The 24,856-nt window shown below is 53.1% G+C and carries 24 protein-coding genes; 9 read left to right on the top strand and 15 right to left on the bottom strand.

The features are described from left to right. Positions 1-262: 262 nt before the first annotated feature. From INP78_RS14645 to folE2, 6 genes are all read left to right on the top strand, one after another. A complete protein-coding gene (locus INP78_RS14645; RefSeq protein ID WP_194741075.1) occupies positions 263-616 on the top strand; it encodes a prepilin-type N-terminal cleavage/methylation domain-containing protein in 354 nt (117 codons plus the stop codon). Between the two features lie 219 nt (positions 617-835). Further along, on the top strand, positions 836-1,489 hold the full coding sequence (locus tag INP78_RS01445; RefSeq protein ID WP_194740438.1) for an alpha/beta hydrolase: 654 nt from the start codon (positions 836-838) through the stop codon (positions 1,487-1,489). A gap of 84 nt (positions 1,490-1,573) precedes the next feature. Then, on the top strand, positions 1,574-1,819 hold the full coding sequence (xseB, locus tag INP78_RS01440; protein ID WP_194740437.1) for an exodeoxyribonuclease VII small subunit: 246 nt from the start codon (positions 1,574-1,576) through the stop codon (positions 1,817-1,819). A gap of 25 nt (positions 1,820-1,844) precedes the next feature. After that, positions 1,845-2,735 (top strand): polyprenyl synthetase family protein, encoded by an 891-nt coding sequence (locus tag INP78_RS01435; protein WP_194740436.1) that lies wholly within the window; start codon positions 1,845-1,847, stop codon positions 2,733-2,735. Between the two features lie 2 nt (positions 2,736-2,737). Then, positions 2,738-4,582: a 1-deoxy-D-xylulose-5-phosphate synthase gene (gene dxs / locus INP78_RS01430; protein ID WP_194740435.1), complete on the top strand. Its 1,845-nt coding sequence runs from the start codon at positions 2,738-2,740 to the stop codon at positions 4,580-4,582. Between the two features lie 49 nt (positions 4,583-4,631). After that, positions 4,632-5,438 (top strand): GTP cyclohydrolase FolE2, encoded by an 807-nt coding sequence (folE2, locus tag INP78_RS01425; RefSeq protein WP_194740434.1) that lies wholly within the window; start codon positions 4,632-4,634, stop codon positions 5,436-5,438. Between the two features lie 60 nt (positions 5,439-5,498). Here folE2 and INP78_RS01420 read toward each other — a convergent pair whose 3' ends face one another. Next, entirely contained in the window at positions 5,499-6,671 is a 1,173-nt protein-coding gene (locus tag INP78_RS01420) for an MFS transporter (RefSeq protein ID WP_194740433.1), read from the bottom strand. Positions 6,672-6,728: 57 nt separating this feature from the next. Then, entirely contained in the window at positions 6,729-7,820 is a 1,092-nt protein-coding gene (aroC, locus tag INP78_RS01415; RefSeq protein WP_194740432.1) for a chorismate synthase, read from the bottom strand. Between the two features lie 121 nt (positions 7,821-7,941). Between aroC and corA the strand changes: the two genes are divergently transcribed. Then, positions 7,942-9,033: a magnesium/cobalt transporter CorA gene (corA, locus tag INP78_RS01410; RefSeq protein ID WP_194740431.1), complete on the top strand. Its 1,092-nt coding sequence runs from the start codon at positions 7,942-7,944 to the stop codon at positions 9,031-9,033. Positions 9,034-9,038: 5 nt separating this feature from the next. Here the strand turns inward: corA and INP78_RS01405 are convergent, their stop codons facing one another. From INP78_RS01405 to waaC, 5 genes are all read right to left on the bottom strand, one after another. Further along, complete coding sequence (locus INP78_RS01405; protein WP_194740430.1) at positions 9,039-9,830, bottom strand: ParA family protein; 792 nt, start codon at positions 9,828-9,830, stop codon at positions 9,039-9,041. Positions 9,831-10,287: 457 nt separating this feature from the next. After that, positions 10,288-11,415 (bottom strand): molecular chaperone DnaJ, encoded by a 1,128-nt coding sequence (dnaJ, locus tag INP78_RS01400; protein WP_194740429.1) that lies wholly within the window; start codon positions 11,413-11,415, stop codon positions 10,288-10,290. Positions 11,416-11,532: 117 nt separating this feature from the next. Next, on the bottom strand, positions 11,533-13,455 hold the full coding sequence (gene dnaK / locus INP78_RS01395; RefSeq protein ID WP_194740428.1) for a molecular chaperone DnaK: 1,923 nt from the start codon (positions 13,453-13,455) through the stop codon (positions 11,533-11,535). Between the two features lie 93 nt (positions 13,456-13,548). Beyond that, a complete protein-coding gene (gene grpE / locus INP78_RS01390; RefSeq protein ID WP_194740427.1) occupies positions 13,549-14,082 on the bottom strand; it encodes a nucleotide exchange factor GrpE in 534 nt (177 codons plus the stop codon). A gap of 128 nt (positions 14,083-14,210) precedes the next feature. Beyond that, complete coding sequence (waaC, locus tag INP78_RS01385; protein WP_194740426.1) at positions 14,211-15,203, bottom strand: lipopolysaccharide heptosyltransferase I; 993 nt, start codon at positions 15,201-15,203, stop codon at positions 14,211-14,213. A gap of 3 nt (positions 15,204-15,206) precedes the next feature. On the opposite strand from waaC, the gene INP78_RS01380 reads away from it, so the two are divergent. Next, positions 15,207-16,340: a glycosyltransferase family 4 protein gene (locus tag INP78_RS01380; protein ID WP_194740425.1), complete on the top strand. Its 1,134-nt coding sequence runs from the start codon at positions 15,207-15,209 to the stop codon at positions 16,338-16,340. Here the strand turns inward: INP78_RS01380 and INP78_RS01375 are convergent. The 6 genes from INP78_RS01375 to bioB are packed head-to-tail and all read right to left on the bottom strand — an operon-like array spanning position 16,337 to position 21,912. Beyond that, positions 16,337-17,389 carry a rhomboid family intramembrane serine protease gene (locus INP78_RS01375; RefSeq protein ID WP_194740424.1) on the bottom strand — a complete coding sequence of 351 codons (1,053 nt, stop codon included), beginning with the start codon at positions 17,387-17,389 and terminating at the stop codon, positions 16,337-16,339. The genes INP78_RS01380 and INP78_RS01375 overlap by 4 nt on opposite strands. Further along, positions 17,389-18,033, bottom strand: a complete 645-nt coding sequence (gene bioD / locus INP78_RS01370) for a dethiobiotin synthase (protein ID WP_194740423.1) — start codon at positions 18,031-18,033, stop codon at positions 17,389-17,391. Before bioD ends, INP78_RS01375 begins: the two co-directional genes overlap by 1 nt. Before the next feature lie 9 nt (positions 18,034-18,042). Beyond that, positions 18,043-18,909 carry a malonyl-ACP O-methyltransferase BioC gene (gene bioC, locus INP78_RS01365; RefSeq protein WP_194740422.1) on the bottom strand — a complete coding sequence of 289 codons (867 nt, stop codon included), beginning with the start codon at positions 18,907-18,909 and terminating at the stop codon, positions 18,043-18,045. Further along, complete coding sequence (gene bioH, locus INP78_RS01360; protein ID WP_194740421.1) at positions 18,909-19,700, bottom strand: pimeloyl-ACP methyl ester esterase BioH; 792 nt, start codon at positions 19,698-19,700, stop codon at positions 18,909-18,911. The genes bioC and bioH overlap by 1 nt, the downstream gene beginning before the upstream one ends. Further along, positions 19,697-20,881 carry an 8-amino-7-oxononanoate synthase gene (bioF, locus tag INP78_RS01355; protein WP_194740420.1) on the bottom strand — a complete coding sequence of 395 codons (1,185 nt, stop codon included), beginning with the start codon at positions 20,879-20,881 and terminating at the stop codon, positions 19,697-19,699. Before bioF ends, bioH begins: the two co-directional genes overlap by 4 nt. After that, complete coding sequence (bioB, locus tag INP78_RS01350) at positions 20,881-21,912, bottom strand: biotin synthase BioB (protein WP_194740419.1); 1,032 nt, start codon at positions 21,910-21,912, stop codon at positions 20,881-20,883. The genes bioF and bioB overlap by 1 nt, the downstream gene beginning before the upstream one ends. A 63-nt stretch (positions 21,913-21,975) precedes the next feature. Between bioB and INP78_RS01345 the strand changes: the two genes are divergently transcribed. Further along, positions 21,976-22,728, top strand: coding sequence for a ComF family protein (locus tag INP78_RS01345; protein WP_194740418.1), 753 nt, complete (start codon positions 21,976-21,978; stop codon positions 22,726-22,728). A 19-nt stretch (positions 22,729-22,747) separates the two neighbouring features. Here the strand turns inward: INP78_RS01345 and INP78_RS01340 are convergent, their stop codons facing one another. Together INP78_RS01340 and INP78_RS01335 are read right to left on the bottom strand one after the other, a co-directional pair. Continuing rightward, positions 22,748-23,938: a M48 family metallopeptidase gene (locus INP78_RS01340; RefSeq protein WP_194740417.1), complete on the bottom strand. Its 1,191-nt coding sequence runs from the start codon at positions 23,936-23,938 to the stop codon at positions 22,748-22,750. Between the two features lie 20 nt (positions 23,939-23,958). Continuing rightward, positions 23,959-24,849 carry an ExeA family protein gene (locus INP78_RS01335; protein WP_194740416.1) on the bottom strand — a complete coding sequence of 297 codons (891 nt, stop codon included), beginning with the start codon at positions 24,847-24,849 and terminating at the stop codon, positions 23,959-23,961. Positions 24,850-24,856: the final 7 nt, after the last annotated feature.

Genomic DNA, 24,856 nt, shown 5'->3' with positions numbered 1-24,856 from the left:
AAAAACATCACCTGCATTGCCAAAGTTTGACGAGTGCTGTCACTTTACGTCATTTCTCATTTTGTCACCCTAGTCAAAAAACCTCCAATTCAAATCGAAGAAATAAAGCATAAAAACCCTTTAATTCATATTTTTCAATAAGTTATAGATAATAAAACAGAGCTGGCACACCTGTTGCTTTAGGGTTTAGCGAACACTGTTGGAAAAGCAGTGAATGAAACAGTAGATGTTCACTTTAAACTTGACTCAAAAGGAAAACATGATGAAAAAACACGTACAACAAGGTTTTACCCTGATTGAATTGATGATCGTTGTGGCCATTATTGGTATTTTGGCTTCTGTAGCGATTCCGGCTTATCAAGATTACACCCGCGAAGCTGCTGACTCTGCATGTTTGGCTGAAGCCAGTGCATATGCAAAAAGCTCGCTGGCCGCTCTGACTGTCAATCGCCCAGTAAACGATCACAGACCATCAGCTTGCCAGGTGATTGCAACACCTACAATTGCAACCCAACAATTCAACCCTGTTCCAGCCAATAACGCTGGTACAGGCAGAGTAATCACATGTGATATGACTCAAGGTGCAACATGCACCAGAGCTGCTGCTGCGCCTTAATCCTCTAATGGTATAAGCGAAAGCCCCGCAATGGGGCTTTTCGCTTATTGTGACAGAACAAATCAACTCCTACTCCAAACACCCACCCCATGCCATTGATAGCGTTGAGAGAATACAAGGAAGAATATTCTCAAAAATTTAAAAAATCCGACTAGCCATCATCATTTAGACCTCAGCAATGAATTATGATTAGGCCAACTGCAACTTCAAGCGTAAGTCATGCTAGAAAACATCACTGTAAATGCTAACGGTCATCAACAATCATGCATCATCTGGCTACACGGCCTAGGCGCCGACGGTCACGACTTTGAGCCCGTGGTGCAGATGCTCAATCTGCCAAATATCAAATTTATTCTGCCACACGCGCCCTATCGCCCTGTCACCTTAAACAACGGCTATGAGATGCGTGCCTGGTATGACATTTTTGGGCTGCAATCAGAGAGCCAGCAAGACGAGGCTGGCATCAACAGCATGCAAACAACGATAAATGCCATGATTGAAGCAGAAATAGCGCGCGGCATTCCTTCGCAACGTATTTTGCTGGCTGGCTTTTCACAGGGGGGCGCGATGGCTTTGCATACGGCAACGCGTTTTGATCACCCCTTGGCGGGCGTATTGGCGCTCTCTACTTATTTGCCATTAAAGAATCAGCTCAAAGAAAAGCAGCATCCCGCCAACAAACCATTGCCAATCTGGATGGCGCACGGGCGACAAGACAGTGTGATTACGCTAGCCACGTCACAATCATCCCAGCAAACGTTGGAAGCTGCGGGTTATGCGGTGGAGTGGCATGAATACGATATGCCGCACAGCGTATGTGAAGCCGAAATTGACGATATTCGCCAATTCCTGCTGCGTGTTTTGCCTGCCTGATCCATTCTCTCGCCCCACTGAGAATAATCCCGCAAGCAGGGGGAGTTTTGTTAAAATAGCTGGCGTTTTCACAGGCTAATTTTCATGAGTGCTTCCAAACAGTCACCGTCCGCGGTGAGCGACCCACAAACCTTTGCTGAGCGACTGTCAGCGCTGGAGTCCATCGTCAAAAGCATGGAGTCCGGTGAGCTTCCGCTGGAAGCTGCATTAACCGCTTACACAGAAGGCATGCAACTGCTACAGGTTTGTCAGGAATCACTGCAACAAGCCGAGCAAACCGTGATGATCCTGAACCAGCAGCAACAGCTGACACCTTTTGAGGCCAATTAACGCGCCTGCTTTTTTGTCTTTCGTCATGACTCAGCCTCCATTTTTTTTTGATCATTGGGCCAGCGCACATCAGCAACGCGTTGAAGAAGTATTGTCACGCACGCTGCCCAGCGAAAACACCTCACCAGGACGTTTGCATGAAGCCATGCGCTATGCGGTGCTGGGCGGGGGCAAACGTGTGCGTGCCTTGTTGAGTTATGCCGCCGCCGAACTGGCTGGGGCAAGCCCAGACGCGGCAGATGCTTCCGCTGCCTCCGTAGAACTGATCCACGCCTTTTCACTGGTGCATGATGATATGCCGTGCATGGACGATGACGACCTGCGCCGCGGCAAACCAAGTTGCCATAAACAATATGACGATGCGACTGCCCTGCTGGTGGGTGACGCACTGCAAAGCCAGGCCTTTGAGTGCCTGGCGAGCACCAGTGCTCCTCAAGCGTTAAAACAAGTGCAAGTATTGGCAAAAGCCACTGGCTCACGCGGGATGTGTGGCGGCCAGAGCATAGACTTGCAAAGCACAGGCAAACTCTTGTCGCGCGAGGCACTGGAAACCATGCACCAGTACAAAACCGGCGCCCTGATTGAAGCGGCGGCGTTACTGGGCGCTTATGCGGCGGATCACACAGACCTGCCATTGATCAATACATTGACACAATACAGTCAACATATGGGGCTGGCGTTTCAGGTGGTCGACGACATTCTGGACGCGACTGCTGATACACAAACCCTGGGTAAAACCGCTGGCAAAGATGCCCTGCAAGAGAAATCAACCTACGTCAGCCTGCTTGGGTTAGAAGAGGCGAAAGCGCTGGTAAACAGTTTATACGCGCAAACATTGCAGTTACTGGCGGGCTTTGGCCCGCAGGCAGACCCGCTACGCGGCATTGCCAAATTTATTTGTGAGCGCCCATTTTAATCATGACTTCGCTGCTGTCCCGCATTGACTCCCCGACCGACCTCCGCACGCTGGAGCGCTCGCAGCTCAAAGTGCTGGCTGCAGAATTACGCGCCTTCCTGATTCAAAGTGTTTCGCAAACGGGCGGCCATTTATCGTCTAACTTGGGCGTGATTGAACTCACAATCGCACTGCATTACATCTACAACACGCCAGACGACCGCCTGGTATGGGATGTTGGCCACCAAACTTATCCGCACAAAATACTGACAGGTCGCCGTGAAGCGATGGCAGGCCTGCGCAAAGCAGGTGGCATTGCTGGTTTTCCTAAGCGCGATGAGAGCGAATACGATACCTTTGGCACCGGGCACTCAAGCACCTCGATTTCTGCTGCCTTAGGCATGGCAGTTGCTGCGAAAGCCCAAGGCTCCAACCGCCGTAGCGTCGCCATTATTGGCGATGGTGCCATGACCGCTGGCATGGCATTTGAAGCCTTGAACAATGCTGGCGATATGGATACCAACATCCTGGTGATTCTCAATGACAACGACATGAGCATCTCCAACAATGTCGGCGCGCTCAACAACTACCTTGCCCGCTTAATGTCCGGCAAACTGTATGACAGCGTACGTCGTAGCGGTAAAAAAGTGCTGGATATTATGCCGCCGGTCAAAGAATTTGCGCGCCGCGCCGAAGAGCACGCCAAAGGCATGGTCACTCCAGGGACGCTATTTGAAGAGTTCGGGTTCAATTACATCGGCCCGATTGATGGCCACGATATCGACACGCTGATTGATACGCTGGGCAATATCCGCCAACTGCAAGGCCCACAGTTTTTACATGTGGTGACGCAAAAAGGTAAAGGTTACAGCCCGGCCGAAGACAACCCGAATAAATATCATGGCGTCAGCAAGTTTGACCCACAGAATGGCCATAGCCTGAGCCACAACGAGCGGCCCACTTATACGCAAATCTTTGGCGACTGGCTGGTCGATATGGCCGCTACAGACGACAAACTGGTCGGCATCACGCCCGCCATGTGTGACGGCTCCGGCCTCAATCGCTTTGCCGAGGCCTATCCGCAACGCTATTTTGACGTCGGCATTGCCGAACAGCATGCGCTCACTTTTGCGGCAGGCATGGCCTGTGATGGCCTGAAGCCGGTGGTGGCGATTTATTCGACCTTTTTGCAACGCGCTTATGACCAGTTGGTGCATGATATTGCATTGCAAGATTTGGACGTCTTGCTGGCGATAGACCGTGCCGGTCTGGTCGGCGCTGATGGCCCGACACACGCAGGCAGCTTTGATTTAAGCTTTTTGCGTTGTATCCCTAACGTGGTGTTGATGGCACCTAGCGATGAAAACGAATGCCGCCAGATGCTGACCACTGGCTACCATTATCCTGGCACGGCTGCGGTACGTTATCCGCGTGGCAGCGGCATTGGCGCCAGTGTCTCAACCGCATTAGAATCCCTGCCTATCGGCAAAGCCCAACTCGTGCGCCAGGGTAAGAAAATCGCCATCCTAGCCCTTGGCAGTATGTTGCAACCAGCGTTGCAGGCCGCAGAAACCTGTGATGCCACCGTGATTAATATGCGCTTTATCAAACCGCTGGATGAAGCCATGGTGCTGGAAATCGCCCGCACGCATGATTATCTGCTCACGGTGGAAGAAAATGCTGTCATGGGTGGCGCTGGTGCGGCGGTGATGGAATGCTTACAGGCACATCACCTGGTTAAACCTGTGCGCTGCCTGGGTTTGCCTGACCAGTTTATTGAACATGGCAGCCACGAAACTATGCTGGCCGAATGTGGTCTAGACAAAAACGGAATCCTCTCTGCTATTGAGAAATTAATTTCCGAGTAGTAAACTCAACTATTAATTAACAGGCGGGAAACCCCGCGATGGAACCCTGATGAATCAACCCGTGATCCCAACAACGATTGAAGATGTACAGAATACGCCAGACGTGCGTAGACTGGATATCAACAAAGTCGGTATCAAATCCATACGTCACCCAGTGATTGTCAAAGACAAAACCGGTGGTGAGCAGCATACTGTTGCCATGTTTGATATGTATGTGCACTTGCCGCACAACTTCAAAGGCACGCACATGTCTCGTTTTGTCGAGATTTTAAACATGAACGAGCATGCGATTTCTATCGACTCCTTCGAAACCATTTTGCGCCAGATGGTCGAGCGCCTGGAAGCAGAGTCCGGCTACGTGGAAATGCGCTTCCCTTACTTTATCAACAAGGCAGCGCCTGTTTCCGGCGTGAAAAGCTTGCTGGATTACGAAGTGACCTTTATTGGCGAAATCAAAAACGGCCAGTTTGAAATCACTGTGCAAGTGATGGTGCCAGTCACCAGCCTGTGCCCATGCAGCAAGAAGATTTCAGACTACGGCGCGCACAACCAGCGCTCACATGTGACCGTGACGGCCCTGCTCAATGAATTTATGTGGCTGGAAGACCTGATTACGCTGATTGAAGACCAGGCCTCTTGCCAGCTGTATGGCTTGCTCAAACGCCCGGACGAGAAGTTTGTGACTGAACGCGCCTATGACAATCCAAAATTTGTCGAAGACATGGTGCGCGACGTGGCAGCACAACTCAACGATGAAAAACGCATTGTGAAATATGTGGTCGAGTCAGAAAACTTTGAATCCATCCATAACCACAGCGCCTATGCTTTGATTGAACGCGATAAACGCGTCAATTAATTCAGTGATGTCATCCCATAAAAAATAGCCCGCATGCGGGCTATTTTTTATTGATTAATCTTAATGACTAAACATCCCCTGACGTGCGTAAGGCTGCGACAAACGCAAACCCACTGCGACCACAATCGCGCCCAATAACGGGAACAACGCCGCCAGCGTAAACGTGAGCTGCCCACCTAAATACTCAAGCGCAAAACCGCCTAACAATCCCCCCAATGCACCGCCAACGCCATACGCCACGCTGTTATAAATGGCTTGCCCTTTGGCCTGGTGGCGGCCATTAAAGTATTGCGTGACCACCTCGACCGACGCCGCATGGAAACTGCCAAAGGTAAACGCATGCATGGTTTGCGCCAGCAATAACAGCCAGAGCTGATCCGGCACCTGACCCATCATGGTGAAACGCACCACGCCTATGAGTAAACTTGCAAGCAAAATAGTTTTGAGCTTAAAGCGCGCCATGATCCACGGCATTTTCATAAAAATACCGATCTCGCAAATCACGCCCAGCCCCCACAACCAACCTATCATGCCTTTGCTGTAGCCATGCTCAGCCAGGTAGATGGAGTAAAAGTTATACATCAGGCCATGTGCCGTCACCATCATCGCGCAACCTATGAGCAGCGATAGCACCGCCGGTTGCTTTAAGATTTGCCAGACTGAAAAGTCATCATGCGCATGCGGCGGCACGTGCGCCTCTGGCAGCTTCCACGTCAGCCCGAACAGCGTGCATTGCACCAGTAAAATAAACCAGAGCAGGCTGCCGATACCAAACCAGTCGGTTAAATAACCTAGCAGCACAGAGGCCACAATAACCCCCCATGAACCCCACAAGCGGATTTTGCTGTAATGGCCATTGGTGCTGGCCAGATGTGCGAGCACCAAAGACTCGGAGAGCGGCAAGGTCGAGCTGGTAAACAGGCTGAGGGCAATCATCACCACAAACATGGTGGTAAAGTCGTGCGCCCAGAAAATGGCGATAAAGCCTAACAAGCCGAGAAAAGCCGTGGTGCGTATCCAGCGCACGCGTTGCCGCGTATGGTCTGCCAGCCAGCCCCACAAATTAGGCGCAATAATGCGGCTGAGTTGAAACAGCGACATCAGGATGCCAATATCGGCCGGGGAAAAGGATTCAGACGTCAGGTACAAGCCCCAGTAAGGGACAAATGCACCGACAAAAAAGTAGTAGATAAAATAGAAACGCGAGAGATTGAAGTGTAAGGCGTGACTCATGACATACTCGCGCGTGAATGAACATCGCCCAAGACCAGTCTTGGGCGATGAAGGAAATTACAGTGTTGGCACCTTGGAATGCACGTCCGCATTCTGGCCACGGTTACGCAAGGCATGATCCATCAGCACCAGCGCCAGCATGGCTTCGACAATCGGCGTTGCGCGGATGCCCACACAGGGGTCGTGACGGCCAGTGGTTTGCATCATCACCGGCTCACCCGCCTGATTGATAGAGTGACGTTGTTGCGGAATGCTGGAAGTCGGCTTGAACGCGACGTTGACCACAATGTCCTGGCCACTGGAAATCCCGCCCAAAATGCCGCCGGCATGGTTGGTGGCAAAGCCGTCTGGCGTCAACTCATCACTGTGTACGCTACCGCGCTGCGCAATCGCATCAAATCCGGCACCGATTTCCACGCCTTTCACCGCGTTGATACCCATCATGGCATGCGCAATATCCGCATCCAGGCGGTCGAACACCGGCTCGCCCAAGCCAACGGGTACTTTTTCTGCGACCACAGTAATCTGCGCACCAACGGAGTCACGCTCGCTGCGGATTTGGTCCATATAGGCTTCCAGTTGCGGCAGAATCTCGACATTCGGCGAGAAGAAGGCATTGCCTTCTTGTGACAAGGCCTCCCAGCTCACAAACGGCACTTTAATTTCGCCAATCTGGCTTAAGTAGCCGCGAATCTGCACGCCGTATTGCTGCTTGAGCCACTTTTTGGCAATGGCCCCCGCCGCCACGCGTACGGCAGTTTCGCGAGCGCTGGAGCGGCCACCGCCGCGGTAATCGCGAATGCCGTATTTTTGTGTATAGGTATAGTCTGCATGACCAGGGCGGAAAGTATCCATGATCTTGCTGTAATCCTGCGAGCGCTGGTCGGTATTGCGGATCAGCAAACCAATCGGTGTGCCTGTGGTTTTGCCTTCAAATACACCAGATAAAATCTCAACTTCGTCGGCTTCGGCGCGCTGGGTCACATGGCGTGACGTACCAGGTTTACGGCGGTCGAGGTCGATTTGCAAATCGGCCGCAGTTAACTCCAGGCCCGGTGGGCAACCATCGACAATGCCGCCAATGCCAGGGCCGTGTGACTCGCCAAACGAGGTCAAGGTAAACAAGGTGCCGATGGTATTGCCAGACATGCGTTTTTTCCCACTCAAGAATTTTCTTTATTTTAGCATAGACTGGCCAGCCACCTGCTCGCGGGTTGATTTCCGGCCAGTGAACGCTTATGCTGGAACGGCATTTTCAGCTGAGATAGTAATGGCAAAACGTAAACATACGCACCGCAAGCACAGACTGCTGGGCACCGAGAGCCCGGCACTCGTGGAAACACCCGCAGGCCCGCCCTTGCCCGTGGCTTGTATCCATAAAATTTGTTACAACGTGCAAGACATAGTGTCCCAGCAGCTCACCATGCAGGAGATTGTCGATTGGCAGCCGCCAGCCGGGCATGTGGCGTGGATTAATGTGCATGGTGTGCTTGATATCCCCTTGTTACAAGCCGTTGCCCGCCGTTTCAAACTGCACCCGCTGGTGCTGGACGATATTTTGAATACCGAACAGCGACCCAAACTCGACACCTACCCAGATTACCTGTTTCTGGAAACGCGCCTGTTTTACTACGACACCGAGAGCATGAGCGTGAGCTCCGAGCAAATCAGCATGGCGCTAGGACGTGAGTGGCTGCTTACTTTCCAGGAGCGACCTTCTGGCAGCTTTGAACCGGTGCGTGAACGGCTGCGCCAGGGTCAGGCATTGCTACGCCAAAGTGGCCCAGACTATTTATGCTACGCCTTGCTGGATAGCTTGATGGAACGTTACTTTCAGGTGCTGGAAGCGATTAATGACGATGCCGAACAGCTTGAGAATCAGCTGCTGGACCGACCCAGCCCGGAAGACTTACAGAATATTCACCGCCTGAAGCATGTCACCATACAACTGCGGCGCGCAGTCTGGCCGTTGCGCGAAGTGCTGAATAGCCTGATCCGTAACGAACACGGATTCTTCAGCCCGCAAACAGTGCCTTATTTGCGTGACCTGTACGACCATACCGTGCATTTCACAGAATCACTGGAAGCGATTCGTGACACCTTAAGCGGCCTGATGGATATTTACATGACCAGCCTGAGCCAGCGCGTGAACCTCGAGGTACGTGCGCTGACGGTGGTGGCGATGCTGTTTATGCCAGCCACCTTGATTGCCGGTATTTTTGGTATGAATTTTAACGAAATGCCGTGGCTAAAAGAGCCCAATGGCTTTTGGTGGGCAATATTAATGATGTTGCTGATTGCCGTGGCTATGCTGCTGGTATTCTGGCGGCGACAGTGGCTGAGTAGCCGCCGCGAGTCTTAAGAAGATCAAGCGGCTAATCGCTCGGGGCGAGGTAATTGTTTAACAACATCTTGCAGCTCAAAGTACAACGCCATGTAATCTTGTGCGGCAGCACTGTCGGCATCATACTCAAACACGTGCTGCCCCATGCGCGCGCTTTCGTTCAGGGCGGCATGCTCATGGATTTTGCTTAGCAAGACCTCACTACCAAACAGGCGACGCATTTCCTGATCAACTTCCGTCGTCATGGCCTTGCGTTTATCCGCACGCGTCAGTAAGTAGCGACGCTGTATTTTGCGTTTTAACACTGGCTGTAAGGCATTAAGTGCCTTATCCATTTTGACGGCGGAGTTAATCGACAAATAATCGGTTGAAACTGGAATCAGCACCAGGTCACTGGCAAACACCGCACTCAGCGAAATCACCCCGACACACGGGCAACAATCCATAAATACCTCTAGCGCCGGTTGTGCGGCTTCCAAGGCAAGCAAGCCTTGTCCCAGCTTGCTTAATGTAGCTGGGCCGCGACCAAACTGTGAATCCACCTTCATTAACTCAGAAGTGGCTGGAATTAATTGCAGGCCATTACGCAACGGCTGGCACAAGGCATCCAGCGGTGTCGCCTCCTGATAAAACCGGAACAAATGCTGCTGCATATCCAGTCCTGAATGCTTGTAGATTTCGGTGAGTCTCGCCTGTGGATCCATATCCAGCAAGGCCACCTGACGCTTTTTACGCTGACTGGCAGCCGCCAGGTTGAGTGCCGTGGTGGTGGCCCCTACCCCTGCCTTCTGATTAAAAATGGCAATTTTCAACATGATCAAGTGTGCTCAAAAAACGGTTTTAAACATCAAATCTTGCAAGCGATGCATGTCATCATAAACGATGTTGCCAGCCTAGACCACCCCGCTCGGTGAGCCATGACCAATGAAAAAGCACAGGTATAAAAAAAGAAACCCGCTAATGCGGGTTAAAAGGGGGTTTGGATCAGGAGGAAATCAATGCTAGTCGTTGAAAATCAACTAAACCAGCCATCAAACAAAACATTTTGTGTTTCGTTTAAAGATGAGTCCAGTATAGGGAGGAGTTATTGCAGTAATTTGACCAAGCTGTAACTGAATTGTAAAAGCCCAAATTCAATTGTTATTAAATTGTAACTTTAATAAAAACAACAACTTGCAGACACCGCTTAACGCAAAACGGTAAAAAAAGAAAACGGCCAATAGTCTAGCAGAATTCTATCTGCCAGACTATTGGCCCCAACCTCATAAGGAATTAACTGAAAAAGTCGCGTGCTTTATCGACCCAGCTTTTGTTCTTAGGGCTATGCTTACCTGCATCGGCTTGCGTACTGCTTTCAAACTCGCGCAGCAGGTCTTTCTGTTTCTCGGTTAAACGCACCGGCGTTTCTACCACCACATGCACCATCAGGTCGCCATGCTCGCTGGAGCGCAACGGTTTGATACCTTTACCACGCAAACGGAATACGCTACCCGTTTGTGTTTCAGCAGGGATCTTCATCTTGGCGGCGCCATCCAGGGTCGGCACTTCAATTTCACCACCCAAGGCCGCCGTGCTAAAGCTGATCGGCATTTCGCAATGCAGGTTTGCGCCTTCGCGTTGGAAAATCGGATGCTCTTTGAGATGCACGACCACGTACAAATCACCGGTTGGCCCACCATTGACACCGGCTTCGCCTTCACCGCTCAAGCGGATACGATCGCCTTCATCCACACCAGCCGGAATTTTAACGTTCAGCGTTTTGTTTTGCTTCACGCGGCCACCACCGTGGCAAGTCGGGCAAGGCTCTTTGACCATCTTGCCGGTGCCATGACATTTGGGGCAGGTTTGCTGCACAGAGAAAAAGCCCTGTTGCATGCGCACCTGGCCATGACCGTTACAGGTGGTACATGTCACCGGTGAGGTACCTGGGCGTGCGCCCGAGCCATGACAGGTTTCGCAACTGGTTTGCACCGGGATACGAATCTTGGTCTCTGTGCCCTTGGCGGCATCTTCGAGTGAAATTTCCAGGTTGTAACGTAAGTCAGCGCCACGGTAGACATTCGAACGCTGGTTACGTGCGCCACCAAAAATGTCGCCAAAAATATCGCCAAACGCGTCACTGAAGTTGCCAGAGTTAAAGCCGCCAAAACCACCGCCACCCATGCTGGGGTCTACCCCGGCGTGACCGTATTGGTCATAGGCTGCACGTTTCTGGTCGTCGCTCAGAATCTCATAAGCCTCTTTGGCTTCTTTAAAACTTTCTTCGGCTTTCGGGTTATCCGGGTTACGGTCAGGGTGAAACTTCATGGCCAGCTTTTTAAAGGCTTTTTTAATTTCCTCTTCGCTGGCGTCGCGGTTTACACCTAACACTTCGTAATAATCTTTTTTTGCAGCTGCCATAGTTTTTCCGTTTAATGCGCTTGCGCCATAAAGACAAACACACCCGCGATCAGCGTAGTGTGTTTGCCGGCATCATTAAAAAAAGGGCGAGCATGTTAATACCCGCCGCTTTCACGCTTAGTCTTTCTTCACTTCTTCAAACTCGGCATCCACCACATCGCCTTCAACCGTTTTTTCACCTTCTGGTTGCTGCGCACTCTCGGTGTTCGCCTGCGCCTGTTGCTCAGCGTAAACTTTCTCACCCAGTTTTTGCGACGCTTCCATCAAGGCATTGGTTTTGGCTTCAATCACCTCTTTATCATCGCCATCCTTGGCGACCGCTTCCAGGTCTTTAATCGCGTCTTCGATCTTGGCTTTTTCATCTGCCTCAATCTTGTCGCCGTGCTCAGCCAGTGATTTTTTCACGCTGTGCAATACGCTGTCAGCCTGGTTACGGGCATCGACCAACTCACGCAGCTTCTTGTCTTCGTCAGCATATTTCGCCGCATCTTCTTCCATGCGTTGAATTTCTTCTTCAGACAAACCAGAGTTAGCCTTGATGGTGATTTTGTTCTCTTTGCCAGTGGCTTTGTCTTTAGCAGACACGTGCAAAATACCGTTGGCATCAATATCAAATGTCACTTCAATTTGCGGCATGCCACGTGGTGATGGTGGAATGTCACTCAGGTTAAACTGGCCCAGGCTCTTGTTGCCAGACGCCATTTCACGCTCGCCTTGCAGCACGTGAATAGTCACGGCGTTCTGGTTGTCTTCAGCAGTCGAGAACACTTGTGATGCCTTGGTCGGAATCGTGGTGTTTTTCTTGATCAGCTTGGTCATCACGCTGCCCAGGGTTTCAATCCCCAGTGACAAAGGCGTCACATCCAGCAGCAACACGTCTTTGACGTCACCTTTCAATACGCCACCCTGAATCGCAGCACCAACCGCCACAGCTTCGTCCGGGTTCACGTCTTTACGTGGCTCTTTGCCAAAAATCTCTTTCACTTTTTCTTGCACTTTTGGCATACGGCTTTGACCGCCAACCAAAATCACGTCAGAAATCTCAGACGGAGACACGCCCGCATCTTTCAAGGCGGTTTTACAAGGCGCAATCGTACGCTCGATCAACTCTTCAACCAATGATTCCAGTTTGGCGCGGGTGATTTTCACCACCAAGTGCTTAGGACCACTGGCATCTGCCGTGATGTAAGGCAGGTTCACTTCAGTCTGCTGTGCGCCAGACAATTCGATCTTGGCTTTTTCAGCAGCTTCTTTCAAACGCTGCTTGGCCAGCAAGTCGTTACGCAAGTCCAAACCGTTTTCTTTTTTGAACTCATCGGCCAAAAAGTCGATGATGCGGTTATCGAAGTCTTCACCGCCGAGGAAAGTGTCACCGTTGGTAGACAACACTTCAAACTGGTGTTCGCCGTCGATTTCAGTAATTTCGATAATCGAAATATCAAACGTACCGCCACCCAAGTCGTACACCGCAATCTTGCGGTCGCCTTCTTGTTTGTCCATACCAAACGCCAGCGCTGCTGCAGTTGGTTCGTTAATGATACGTTTCACATCTAGGCCAGCAATACGGCCTGCATCTTTAGTCGCCTGACGCTGGCTATCGTTAAAGTAAGCAGGCACGGTAATCACGGCCTCGGTCACTTCTTCGCCCAGGTAGTCTTCGGCGGTTTTCTTCATTTTGCGTAATACTTCAGCAGAAATTTGCGGTGGCGCCTGTTTGTTGCCACGCACTTCTACCCATGCGTCACCGTTGTCAGCTTTGGCAATGGTGTAAGGCATCAGGTCGATGTCTTTTTGCACTTCTTTTTCGTCAAAACGGCGACCAATCAAACGCTTCACCGCAAACAAAGTGTTTTTAGGGTTGGTCACAGCCTGGCGTTTTGCCGGTGCACCGACCAAAATTTCGCCATCTTCCTGATAAGCGATAATAGAAGGCGTGGTACGTGCGCCTTCTGCGTTTTCAATCACGCGTGGTTTGCCGCCTTCCATCACTGCGACGCAGGAATTGGTTGTCCCCAAGTCAATACCAATAATTTTTGCCATATTGTTTAATCCTTACAATTCGTTGATCTCAATACCGATGTTCTAATAATTGGGATACCTGATCAGATTTCAAGTCCCTATTCTTGCTATGGTTTATTTTGCCTGTATCACGGTCACCAATGCCGGGCGCAGCACACGCTCATTCAGGCTGTAACCTTTTTGCAGCACGCTCAATACCGTGTTCGGCTCGCCTTCGGCGGGCACCATGCTGATGGCCTGATGCTTGTTCGGGTCAAACTTCTCACCCACCGGGTTAATCTCGGCAATATTGAACTTCTCAAACACGCTCAATAATTGCTTGGCGGTCAACTCTACGCCATTTTTATAGCTGGCGACTTCGTTGCTTTCTACGGCCAAAGCCGCATCCAGGCTATCCTTCACCGCCAGCAGTTCACCACTGAATTTTTCCAGCGCAAACTTGCGTGCCTTATCAATATCATCAGAAGCACGGCGGCGGATATTTTCACCTTCGGCTTTCACATAGAGCACTTGCGCCTTGGCTTCTTCCAGCGCAGCTTCCAGTTCGGCAATGCGCGCTTCGTTGGTATCTGCCGGACTAGCCTGGGCTGCGTCGTTCACAGCCGGATCATTGGTGTTCACCTCGGAAGGTGTATTTGGTTCTTGCATGAAGCTCCCCTTCTTATTCAATACTGTTCATCCTGAGACAGTTTCACCGAAACCATTTCAATATTTTTCCAATGTTGGGGATGTCCCTACTGATTTCAAGGGTAAAGCGTGAATTTGTGTATGATTTTTTAAATGCTGACAGTCACGCGCATCGCTGACAATTGCGCAATCACAGTGGCCACCTCAGGTACCTGCGCCTTGCCGCCCAAATTAACCGCAGGCGCCACACGCCCGCCCGCCACACCCGTCAATGCAGGCTCGGTATCGGTATACAGGGCAACAACAGGAATATCCAGTGCGGCAGCCAGGTGTGACAACCCGGTATCCACTCCCACCGCAAAACGTACTTGTGGCATCTGGCCGACTAACTGCTGCAGGCCCAACTTGGGCAGCACCAGGGCTTGCGGCACGTGCGCCGCAATACGTTCAGCACGCGCTTTTTCAATATCGCTGGCCCAAGGCAACCACATATGCAAGCCTTGCGTGGCATAGTGCTGTCCTAAAGCGACCCAGTGTTCTTCAGGCCATAATTTGCTATCGCGGCTGGTCGCATGCAGCGCCAAAAAAGCCGCCGCCTGCGCGTGTTGCCCCACACCTGCCAGCCCATAAGCAGGCTTGTTTTGCGGCACGGCATAACCGAGTGCCATTGCCGCCAGTGTGCGCATACGCACCACCGCGTGCTGGCGATAAGGGATGGCATACTGATGCTGGTAAAAACGGCTGGCCAATGGCTCGCGAATGGAGTGCTTGTCGTAACCATGACGTGGTCCACGCGCCCACGTCGCCATGACGGCGCTTTTCACCAAGCCTTGTAAATCCAGAACGACATCATAGGGCTGACCAGCAACCGCCTGTTTGACTGCAGCAATTTCGCGCCAGACCTGGCGGCGCCACCACTGTTTGCGCCAGCGGCGCACGGCCACGGTAAACACCTGCTGCACACGCGGATGCAGGCGGGGAATATCGGCAAAACTTTCTTCTACCAGCCAGTCGATGTGCGCATCAGGAAAATGCTGCAGGATATCCTCAACAACAGGCAGGGCATGGATCACGTCGCCCATGGAGGTGGTTTTGACAATCAGGATGCGTTTCATGGCCGCTATTTTCGCATACAATGCCATCGCATGAAGTTTGCGTTTCTCATATTCAAATACTTTCCTTACGGCGGTGTGCAGCGCGATATGCTGCGCATTGCCAGAGACTGCGTCACCCTCGGCCATGAGGTCACGATTTTTACCGGTGAATGGCGTGGCGACTTGCCACCAGGCATTGATGTCCACTTGTTAAAAGCCAGTGGCTGGCTTAATCATCACCGCCATCAGTCATTGATCCGGCAAATGCAGCAAGCCGTGGCGCAAGGACATTTTGACCGCGTGGTCGGTTTTAACCGCATGCCGGGGCTGGATGTGTATTTTGCGGCAGACCCCTGCTATGCCAAACGCATGCACCATGAGCCCTGGTATAAAAAGCTGTCCGGTCGCTATCGCTTCTTTTCTGCGATGGAACAAGCGGTGTTTGGCGCAACGTCTGCCACACATATCCTGCTGCTTAACCAGCATGATCAAACCGTTTTTCACCACTGGTATGGTACCGATCACGCCCGTTTCCACCTGATGCCGCCCAACATTCCGCTACAACGGTTTGCCAGCTTGCCAGCACAGGATTATCGCGCCTATGTACGCACAACGTTCAACCTGCCAGCAGACGCCATGGTGTTACTCACGGTTGGCTCAGCCTTTGTACGTAAAGGCGTAGACCGCGCCATAGACGCATTGAGCAGCCTGCCTGCGCCGTTGAAACAGCGCTGCTGGTTACTCGCAGTGGGTGAGTTTGAATCCAGCAGCAATATGCGGGCCTATGCCGAACAACGTGGTGTGGCTGACCGTTGCATAGAAGCCGGTGGGCGTCCGGATATCCCGGCCCTGATGCTGGGTTGCGACCTGCTGGTGCATGCAGCACGCTCGGAACTGGCCGGGATCGTATTGATTGAAGCGATGACGGCAGGCCTGCCATTACTGGTGACCGAAGTCTGTGGTTATGCCAGCTATATCACGGCAGCACAGGCGGGCAAGGTATTAGCTTCACCATTCAGCCAGGCCACCATGAACCACGCCCTGCAAGAGATGCTGGAAAACCTGACGACACAACCCTGGGCAGCCAATGCCAAGGCCTTCGTGCAGCAAATGGCGGCCACACAAGTCAGCTATCCTGAAGCCAGGGTGATTGCAGCCACACCGCCTAGCGGCTCACGCGCTTAGGGCGTCGCAGGCTTACCCGGCATAAACGGCACGTTACGCAATTTGTCTGCGGCCGCTTTGCTGGCTTCACTGCGTTGCAAGGCATAGGCTTTGGCCTGTTCCAGCAAGGCAGCAGACGGCAGGTTAGGATCTTCCGGCAACGCTGATAGCTTTTCAAAGCTTTCTTCATAAGGCGTCGCGACCTGTGCATCAATCTGCGCCGCCATATCATCAAAGCTGACACTACCCTCACGGCCTTCCAATATGATCTGCCGCCATTTCTGCTGTGCTTTCTGGTCCACCTGATTGAGCTTTTGCACCTGCTTTTGTATCGCGATTTCTTGCTGCCAGCGATATTTGGGCGTAGGCAAATGGGTCACCAAGACAAACAGCGCAATCACCCATGATACGGCCGCCAGCCATTGCGTCAGTGTTAATTGTTTACTGGGCACGATGGTGACCGGTAGCAACAGCGTTGCCATCACCATGCCGGTGACAAAGCCGCCAATATGGGCCGAATTATCAATGCCAGGAATGATATAGCCCATGCCTATGGTCAGCGCGGAGAACAGCAACGCACCCCAGAACAGCCAGCGGAATTCCTGTGCCTGCATTTGCTTTCTGCCAAACCAGACATACACCAGCAGCGCACCATAAATCCCGAAAATAGCGCCGGAAGCGCCACCAGACACGGCATCATTGCCTTGGATGACCAGTGACAACAGGTTACCGCCGACACCGCTGACCAGGTAAATCACCACAAAACGTACGGCACCAAACATGCGTTCGACCAGTTTGCCGCCATCCCACAGGGCCAGCATATTCATGCCCAGATGCAAGGCGCCAAAGTGCAGAAACATCGCGCTCGCCAGGCGCCACCACTGGCCATCGGCAGTGGCCGGGGCAAAATTGGCGCCCCAGGTCAGTTGTACGGTATTCGGTGAATGCCAAAAACCTGCCCCACCAAACAGCATGACCACGAACACCAGCACGTTTAATGTGATCAGCAAGCGTGTCATCGGCGGTACCGGCGCGCGCAACTCAATGCGGGTGAGTAATGACTGATCCATCAGTGAAACGACTCCTGAAATGGGACTTGCAGCACCGGGGGCTGTTGCAAGCCAGTGATCAGGCTCTGCAAGTTTTCTTGTGGCACTGACATCTGCGGGTCTATATTGTTCGCCACCCAGCCACAAAAGTCGATATTGCGTTGCTTGAGCACCTGCGCCGTGAGCAAGGCATGATTTATACAGCCCAGCCGCATGCCCACCACCACCAGCGCAGGCAGACTGAGTGCCTGAATTAAATCAGCAATGGTTTGAGTAGCGTTAAGTGGCACCAGCAAACCGCCAGCCCCTTCCACAATCACCACATCGGCCATGGTCGTGAGTTGCGCATAGGCCGCCAGAATCACGTTAAAGTCGATCTCCACGCCAGCCTGGGCGGCGGCGATATGCGGCGCAATAGCGGGCTCAAAACAATAGGGGTTGATCAACTCAGCGGGCGCGCCGACATTAGAAGCGGCGGTCAACTGCAATACGTCGTCGTTTTGCCAACGCCCATCCACCCACTCACAACCAGACGCCACCGGCTTCATGCCAATGACGGTCAAGCCTTGCGCCACCAACTGCTGCATCAGGCGTACAGTAACCGTCGTTTTGCCCACACTGGTATCGGTGCCGGTAACAAAAAAATGACGTGGCAGCGCGTGCATACCTTCCCTTTAACTGCCTTTGCGTGGCATAAACTGGACCGGGCTGGTGCCGGGCGCAGTATAAGGCTGGCTGCCAGTCCAGGCATGGACAAACACGACTTCATAAGTGGCTGGCAGTTTGCCTTCGTGGCGGAACGCTTCATAGCCCTGCCGCAGTTGCTGTAAAAATCCTTTTCCGCTCAGACCCTTGGCACGGCCAGCGGTGGCATTATGTGCGCCTATGGCCTTGAGATCACGCATCAGGGATTCCACTGTGTCATACGTTAAGGTGTAATGCATCACGTCCAGCACTGGCGCACTGAAACCAGCGCGCGTCAGGGCATCGCCAATATCATGCATATCAATAAACCGGCTGACATGCGTATGGTCGGCGCCAGACGCGGCGCGTAATTCTTTGAGCGTATCCGGCCCCAGAGTAGCAAACATCAGCAGGCCATTCGGGCGCAACACGCGGCGCCATTCCTGCAAGGCGGCGTCCAGATCATTACACCACTGCACCGCCAGGTTGGACCACACCATATCGACACTGGCGGTCGCCAAGGGCAGTGACTCAATATCAGCACACACAAAGCGTGGTTTCGCCCGCCAGAACTGATACCAGGGGAATAAGGCACGGCTACGTGCCAGCATGCCTTCGGCGATATCAAGCGCAATGCCCTGTGCTTGTTTAAACTGCTTGAGCAAGGCGTGCAAACCGTGGCCAGTGCCACAGCCTGCATCCAGAATCACGGCTGGCTCCAGCTTAACCACGTCCAAGCGGCTGAGCATTTCTTCACGCACCTGGCGCTGCAAAATGGCGGCGGCATCATACTGTTTGGCGGCGCGGTGAAACGACTGCCGCATACGCGACTTGTCGATCTGGTAAACATCCTGCATTAGTGACTCACTTGCTGTTCGGACGGGTCATCGGCCATAAATGCTTCGACGGATTCGCAGAACGCATCTGCATGTGACAAAAATGGCGCATGCGCCGCCCCGGCAATCACGCGCAACTGCGCGCGCTGCAAATGCATGGCCAGCCAATGTGCGGCGGCCACCGGCGCCAGCGTGTCACGGTCACCGTGTATCAGCAAGGTCGGTTGGAATATCCGGCCCACCTCTTCACGCAAATCAGTTTGCAGCAAAATATCCAGCGCCTGGTTCAGGTTGTCCTGCGTCGGCGTTGGTTTGGCAGCGAACGCAGTGCGTAACTGACGCACGGTCGCGCGGGCATCTTTGGCGTGCATGCATTGCAGGGTCAGAAAATTCAACAGGGTCGCGTTAAAGTCCTGCTCAAAACGCTGATTAAACTGCTCAAAATGTCTGGCGGCAATGCCGTTTGGCCAATCAGGCTTGCTGACAAAACAAGGGTTAGTCCCGACCAGAATTAACTTCTCGACACGATCCGGCTGGTTTAGCGCAATCTGTTGCGCCACCAGGCCACCCAGTGACCAGCCCAGGATCGTAGACACGCCAGGAATCTCTTCGGCCACGGCTTCGGCCAGGCTGTGTAAATGATAAGGGTAGACGGCCCGGCTTTGGCCCATGCCGGGCAAATCGACCAGAAACAAGCGATAGCTGGCAGACAGGCGTTTGACCACGCGTTCCCAGACCGCGCTATTCATGGCCCAGCCATGCAGCAAGACCAATGGTTTACCCTGGCCCATGATTTCGATAAAACAACTCATGCCTGCGCCCCGGGCGGAATGTCGCGCTCGGCGGCATGCAAAGCGGCAATCAGTGCCCGTACATTGTCCTCACTGTGCGCTGCAGACAAAGAAATACGCAAACGCGAGGTATTGGCAGGCACGGTGGGCGGACGAATAGCAGGCACCAGAATGCCACGTGCCTGCAGGTATTGGCTCAGTGCCAACGCCTCATGGGTATCGCCCACGACCAAGGGCTGAATCGCCGTTTCTGACGGCAACAAATGCCAACGAGAGAGTGACAGCTCACTTTTGAGCAAGGCAATCATGTCAAACAATTGCTTTCTGCGCGCATCGCCGTGTTCAATTTCCTTGACTGAAGCCAGCAATGCGGCTGACAACGGTGGTGGCGCCGGGGTGGTGTAGATATAACTATTGGCGTATTGAATCAGGTAGTCGATAACAATTTTTTCACCGGCGACAAACGCACCAGCCACGCCCGCGGCCTTGCCCAGTGTGCCCATCATGATCAGGCGCGGTGACTGCAAGCCCAGGTGCTTGAGCGAGCCACGGCCTTGCGGGCCCAGCACGCCAAACCCGTGCGCATCATCCACGTAAAGATAAGCATCGTAGCGTTCACAGAGTTCGAGGTAAGCGGCCAAGGGCGCCAGATCGCCATCCATGCTGAACACGGCATCGGCAGTCACCAGTTTGTGGCGCGCCGTGCTGGCTTGCAGTAACTTTTCAAGCGCGGCCACATCATTGTGCGCAAAGCGGTGATGCGTAGCACGTGATAAAAAGGCGCCATCATTGAGGCAGGCATGGTTGAGCTTATCGGAAAACACGGCATCGTCACGGCCCATCAAGGCACTGACGACGCCGATATTGGCCATATAGCCGGTCGAAAACAGCAAGGCGGCCGGTTGACCGACAAACGTCGCCAATGCCTGCTCCAGCTGGTCGTGGTAACGGTGATGACCAGTGATTAAATTGGAGGCGCCACTGCCCACGCCCGCCTCAGCCGCTGCGGCTTGCAGCGCAGTGACCAGCGCGGCATCGTTGGCCAGGCCCAGGTAATCATTGCTGCAAAACGACAGAAATGGCTGACCGTTGGCCGTAATATGCTCGGCCTGCGGCGAGTCCAGCAAACGGCGCTGGCGCATCAGGCCCAGTGTTTGCCGCTTGTCGAGGTCGGCGCGTAAGGACTCCAGCAAATCGCTCATTAGATTTTCTTCAGGCCCAGTTTGGCAAACAAGGCATTATCTGACTCGACTTCAGGATTGCCGGTCGTGAGTAATTTCTCACCGTAGAAAATACTGTTGGCACCGGCATGGAAGCATAGCGCCTGCACGGCCTCGCCCATGCTCTGACGGCCTGCGGACAAGCGCACAAAGCTGGTTGGCATGGTGATACGCGCAATCGCGATGGTACGCACAAACTCCAGCGGATCCAGTGGATCCGTACCATGCAATGGCGTGCCCTCCACTTGGGTCAGCAAGTTAATCGGTACGCTCTCTGGCGGATGCTCCATATTCGCCAGTTGCGCCACCAGGCCTGCGCGTTGGGCACGGGTTTCACCCATACCAATAATGCCGCCACTACACACATTGATATTCATGCTGCGCACACGGTCCAGGGTATCCAGGCGGTCCTGGTAAGTGCGGGTGGTAATCACGTCGCCGTAAAACTCTGGTGCAGTGTCCAGGTTATGGTTGTAATAATCCAACCCGGCCTCTTTCAATTGCTCAGCCTGGCCATCTTTGAGCATCCCCAGCGTGGCACAGGTTTGCAGCCCCATCGCCTTCACTTCAGAAATCATCTTCAGCACAGGTTCCAGATCACGCTGTTTAGGGCCACGCCAGGCGGCGCCCATACAGAAACGGCTGGCGCCACTGTCTTTAGCCGCTTTGGCCGCCGCCAACACGTCGTCCAGTTTCATCAACGGCTCATTTTCCACCTCGGTGTGATAGCGCGCAGCTTGTGGGCAATAGCCACAATCCTCAGAGCAGCCGCCGGTTTTAATCGACAGCAAGGTACTCACTTGCACCGCATTCGGGTCGAAGTGTTCTCTGTGCACGGTGTGTGCCCGATCTAGCAAGTCATTGAATGGCAACTCAAACAGTGCCATGATGTCTGCTACCTGCCAGCGCTCTACCGTAGGATGGCAGGCAGATGACGGTTTCAAGCCATCGAGGTTAATAACAGAGGTTTGTATTTCGCTGCTACAACCGGCAGCAGAAGTATGTTGTTCCATAAATACCACGCAATAAAATTGTATGAATAATCCGGGCGAATTATATGTTGTTTAAAATATGACGTGAAAAATTTTTACAATAGATTAAAATTTAATCAAACTCGTTTTTATCGCCAGTGTCAGCGCTGGCTAGGATCCACCCTGCCCTGTGTGCTGTGTGATGCGCCAGCCAGTGCACACAGTCGCACCTCTCTCCCGCTTTGCAGTCATTGCTTTGATTTATTGCCCTGGTACCAGTCGCCACGCTGCCCGCAATGCGCACTGCCTAATATATCGGGGGCATTGTGCGGTGTGTGCCTGCAACATGCACCCGCGTTCGACCATACCTTCGCACCGTTCCGCTATGCGTATCCCTTAGACCGGCTATTACATCAATTCAAATACCATCAACAACTCTCCCTGGGACACTTGCTGGCTAATGCCTTGCTGGCGCAATTACCGCGCTTGCCAATACCAGCACCACAAGTCGTGATCGCTATGCCCATGCATCTCAACCGCGTCAAAGAACGCGGGTTTAATCATGCGCTGGAGCTAGCCAAACAGTTACAACAGCAATGGCGGATTCCACTAGATAGTGAAGGATGCATACGTGTGCTTGATACCCCGACCCAGGCTGGCATGGACATGAAAACCAGAACCCGCAGCCTGCGTAGCGCATTTGCCACGCAGCAATCATGGCAAGGTCAACATGTGGTGATTGTGGATGATGTAATGACGACGGGCGCCAGCATGCACGCGGTGGCCAAGATATTAAAGCAGGCAGGGGCGACGCGGGTGACCGCCGTGGTGCTGGCGCGCACCCTGAAGCATGAATAACCTTATTCGCTGCGTGACCTCATTCGCTACGTACGACGGCCGTGCCGCCCAGTTGGCGGATACGTTGCCCGACAAACTCTGACAGCCGGTCGCTTAAAGGCAGGTTATACGCCTGTTGCAGTTGTTGTAAGGCTTGCGCAGGCTGGCCTGCCGCTTGCAGGGAAATAGCATACGCCACAATCCACGGTGCATGCCCAGGGCGTAGCGTGATCGCACGCTCAAAGTGAGGCAAGGCGGCCGCGTGCTGGCCAGTTTGCTGATAGGCCATGGCCAGCATCCATTGCACTTCGGCATCTTGTATGAACAGGTTGGCGGCTGGTTTCAGTGTTTGCAATACCGCTTCTGACTGACCGCGTGCCATCTGCCACTTGGCCAGCGACTTGGACAAACCGATTTGGCCGGGGAATTGTTTAATCCCGCTTTGCAAGACCGCGACCGCTTCCTGTTCTTGCTTAGACTCGAACAAATAGGCCGCCAAGAGTTGCCGCGCATCCTCGGATTGTGGCGAAGTATTCAACACCTGACGCAATATCCCCAGCGCCTCATTCAGGCGCCCTTTCTGCTCCTGGTCTACCGCGCGCTGAATCTGCACATTCACTTCCTGTTCCGGGCGTATCTGCTTGTTAACGATGCCTTTCGGGCCAGATTCGTCCTCGGTTCTACCAGGCTTGAGCGCATTGGCCACATCCAAAGGTGGCTCAATGGCAGACACCACAGGATTGCCAGCCGCCTGGGCGGCAGGCTTGATCGTAAACTCGCCTTCTATTTGCGGCGCGACGCCGGTTTTAGCAGGCACTGGCGGGGCAGGCGTGACTGACTTGGCACGCGTAGCCACCGGGCTGGCAGTTTCAGATTGCCATGCACTAAATAATGACTTGGTGAGTTGCGGTGGTGTCCAGGCAGGATGCACATCCGGCGTAGCGGCATCCCGCACAGGCTCCGCAGGTTTTAAAGCGGCAACAACCGTCGGTTGCTGCGACGAAACTGTCTGTTGGCCAGTATGAAGTCGGGCGGCCAGCATAGGCCAATTGATTGTCAACAACCAGCCAGCCAACGCCAGCAATACCAGGCCCCACACTAAGCGCTTCACCCAGCCACCAGAAGTCGATTGATGCGACAACACAGGCTTGACCTGCCCGGCCCAACCATCCGTAGCTGCGCCGCCCTGACGGGCCTCAACGTTTTGTAATACCTGATTAATTAAGCTCAAGAGCTTCCCCAATATTCAGACTAACGGCCCAGACCTGCCAGAGCTGTATGCAGCGTCAGCCACCATTTAAAACCATGCCCCAGCCAACGGTGTTGTGCCTTAACACTGGCTTGCGTATCCATAATCGCCGCCCGCACATCTTCGGCTGATACGCCTTGCTGGCCGCGGCCAAACGCTGACAACAAGGACTTATGCGCCAGGATATTCAGTAAGCGTGGTATGCCATTGGCATAGCGGTAGAGCAAACGCATGCTGGCAGGCGTAAAAATCATGCCGCCCTGATAACCGGCAATATGCATGCGGTGATTCAGGTAAAAACCCAACTCGGACCATTGCAGACCTTTAAGGTGATATTCAAAGCCTATGCGCTGGCGTAACTGGCGGATAGAAGGATGATTGATACGTTCTTCGAGTTCGGGCTGGCCAAAAATCACCACCTGAATCAACTTGCGTTTTTCAGTTTCGAGGTTACTCAACAAGCGCAAGGCTTCCAGTGTTTCCAATGGCATAGCCTGCACTTCATCCAGGCACACCACCACGTGCCGCCCCTCGTCCGCAAAAGTGAGTAATTTGCGGTTCAGCGCATCTATCATATCGTGGTGGGTAAAATCAGGCTTGAACGCCACACCAAACTCGTTGGCCAGCGTCATCAATAAAGCGTGCGGATCCAGGTAAGGGTTGGGAATAAAAGCCACCATGCAACTGGACTCCAGCGCCTTGAGCAGACGCCTGCACAGCAGGGTTTTGCCGGTGCCAACCTCGCCGGTAATTTTCACGAAGCCTTCACCAGACTGAATCGCAATCAATAGTGTATTCAGCGCCTCTTGCAGGCTGCGTGTGGCGTAGTAAAAACTGGTATCCGGGGTGATGGTAAACGGATATTCCTTCAACCCAAAATGCTGCAGGTACATACCCGCT

Source organism: Methylophilus sp. 14 (assembly GCF_015354345.1).
In the GTDB taxonomy this organism is placed as follows: domain Bacteria; phylum Pseudomonadota; class Gammaproteobacteria; order Burkholderiales; family Methylophilaceae; genus Methylophilus.
The sequence above is the reverse complement of the archived record's forward strand: the minus strand, read 5'-3'. Positions and strand labels throughout refer to the sequence as shown.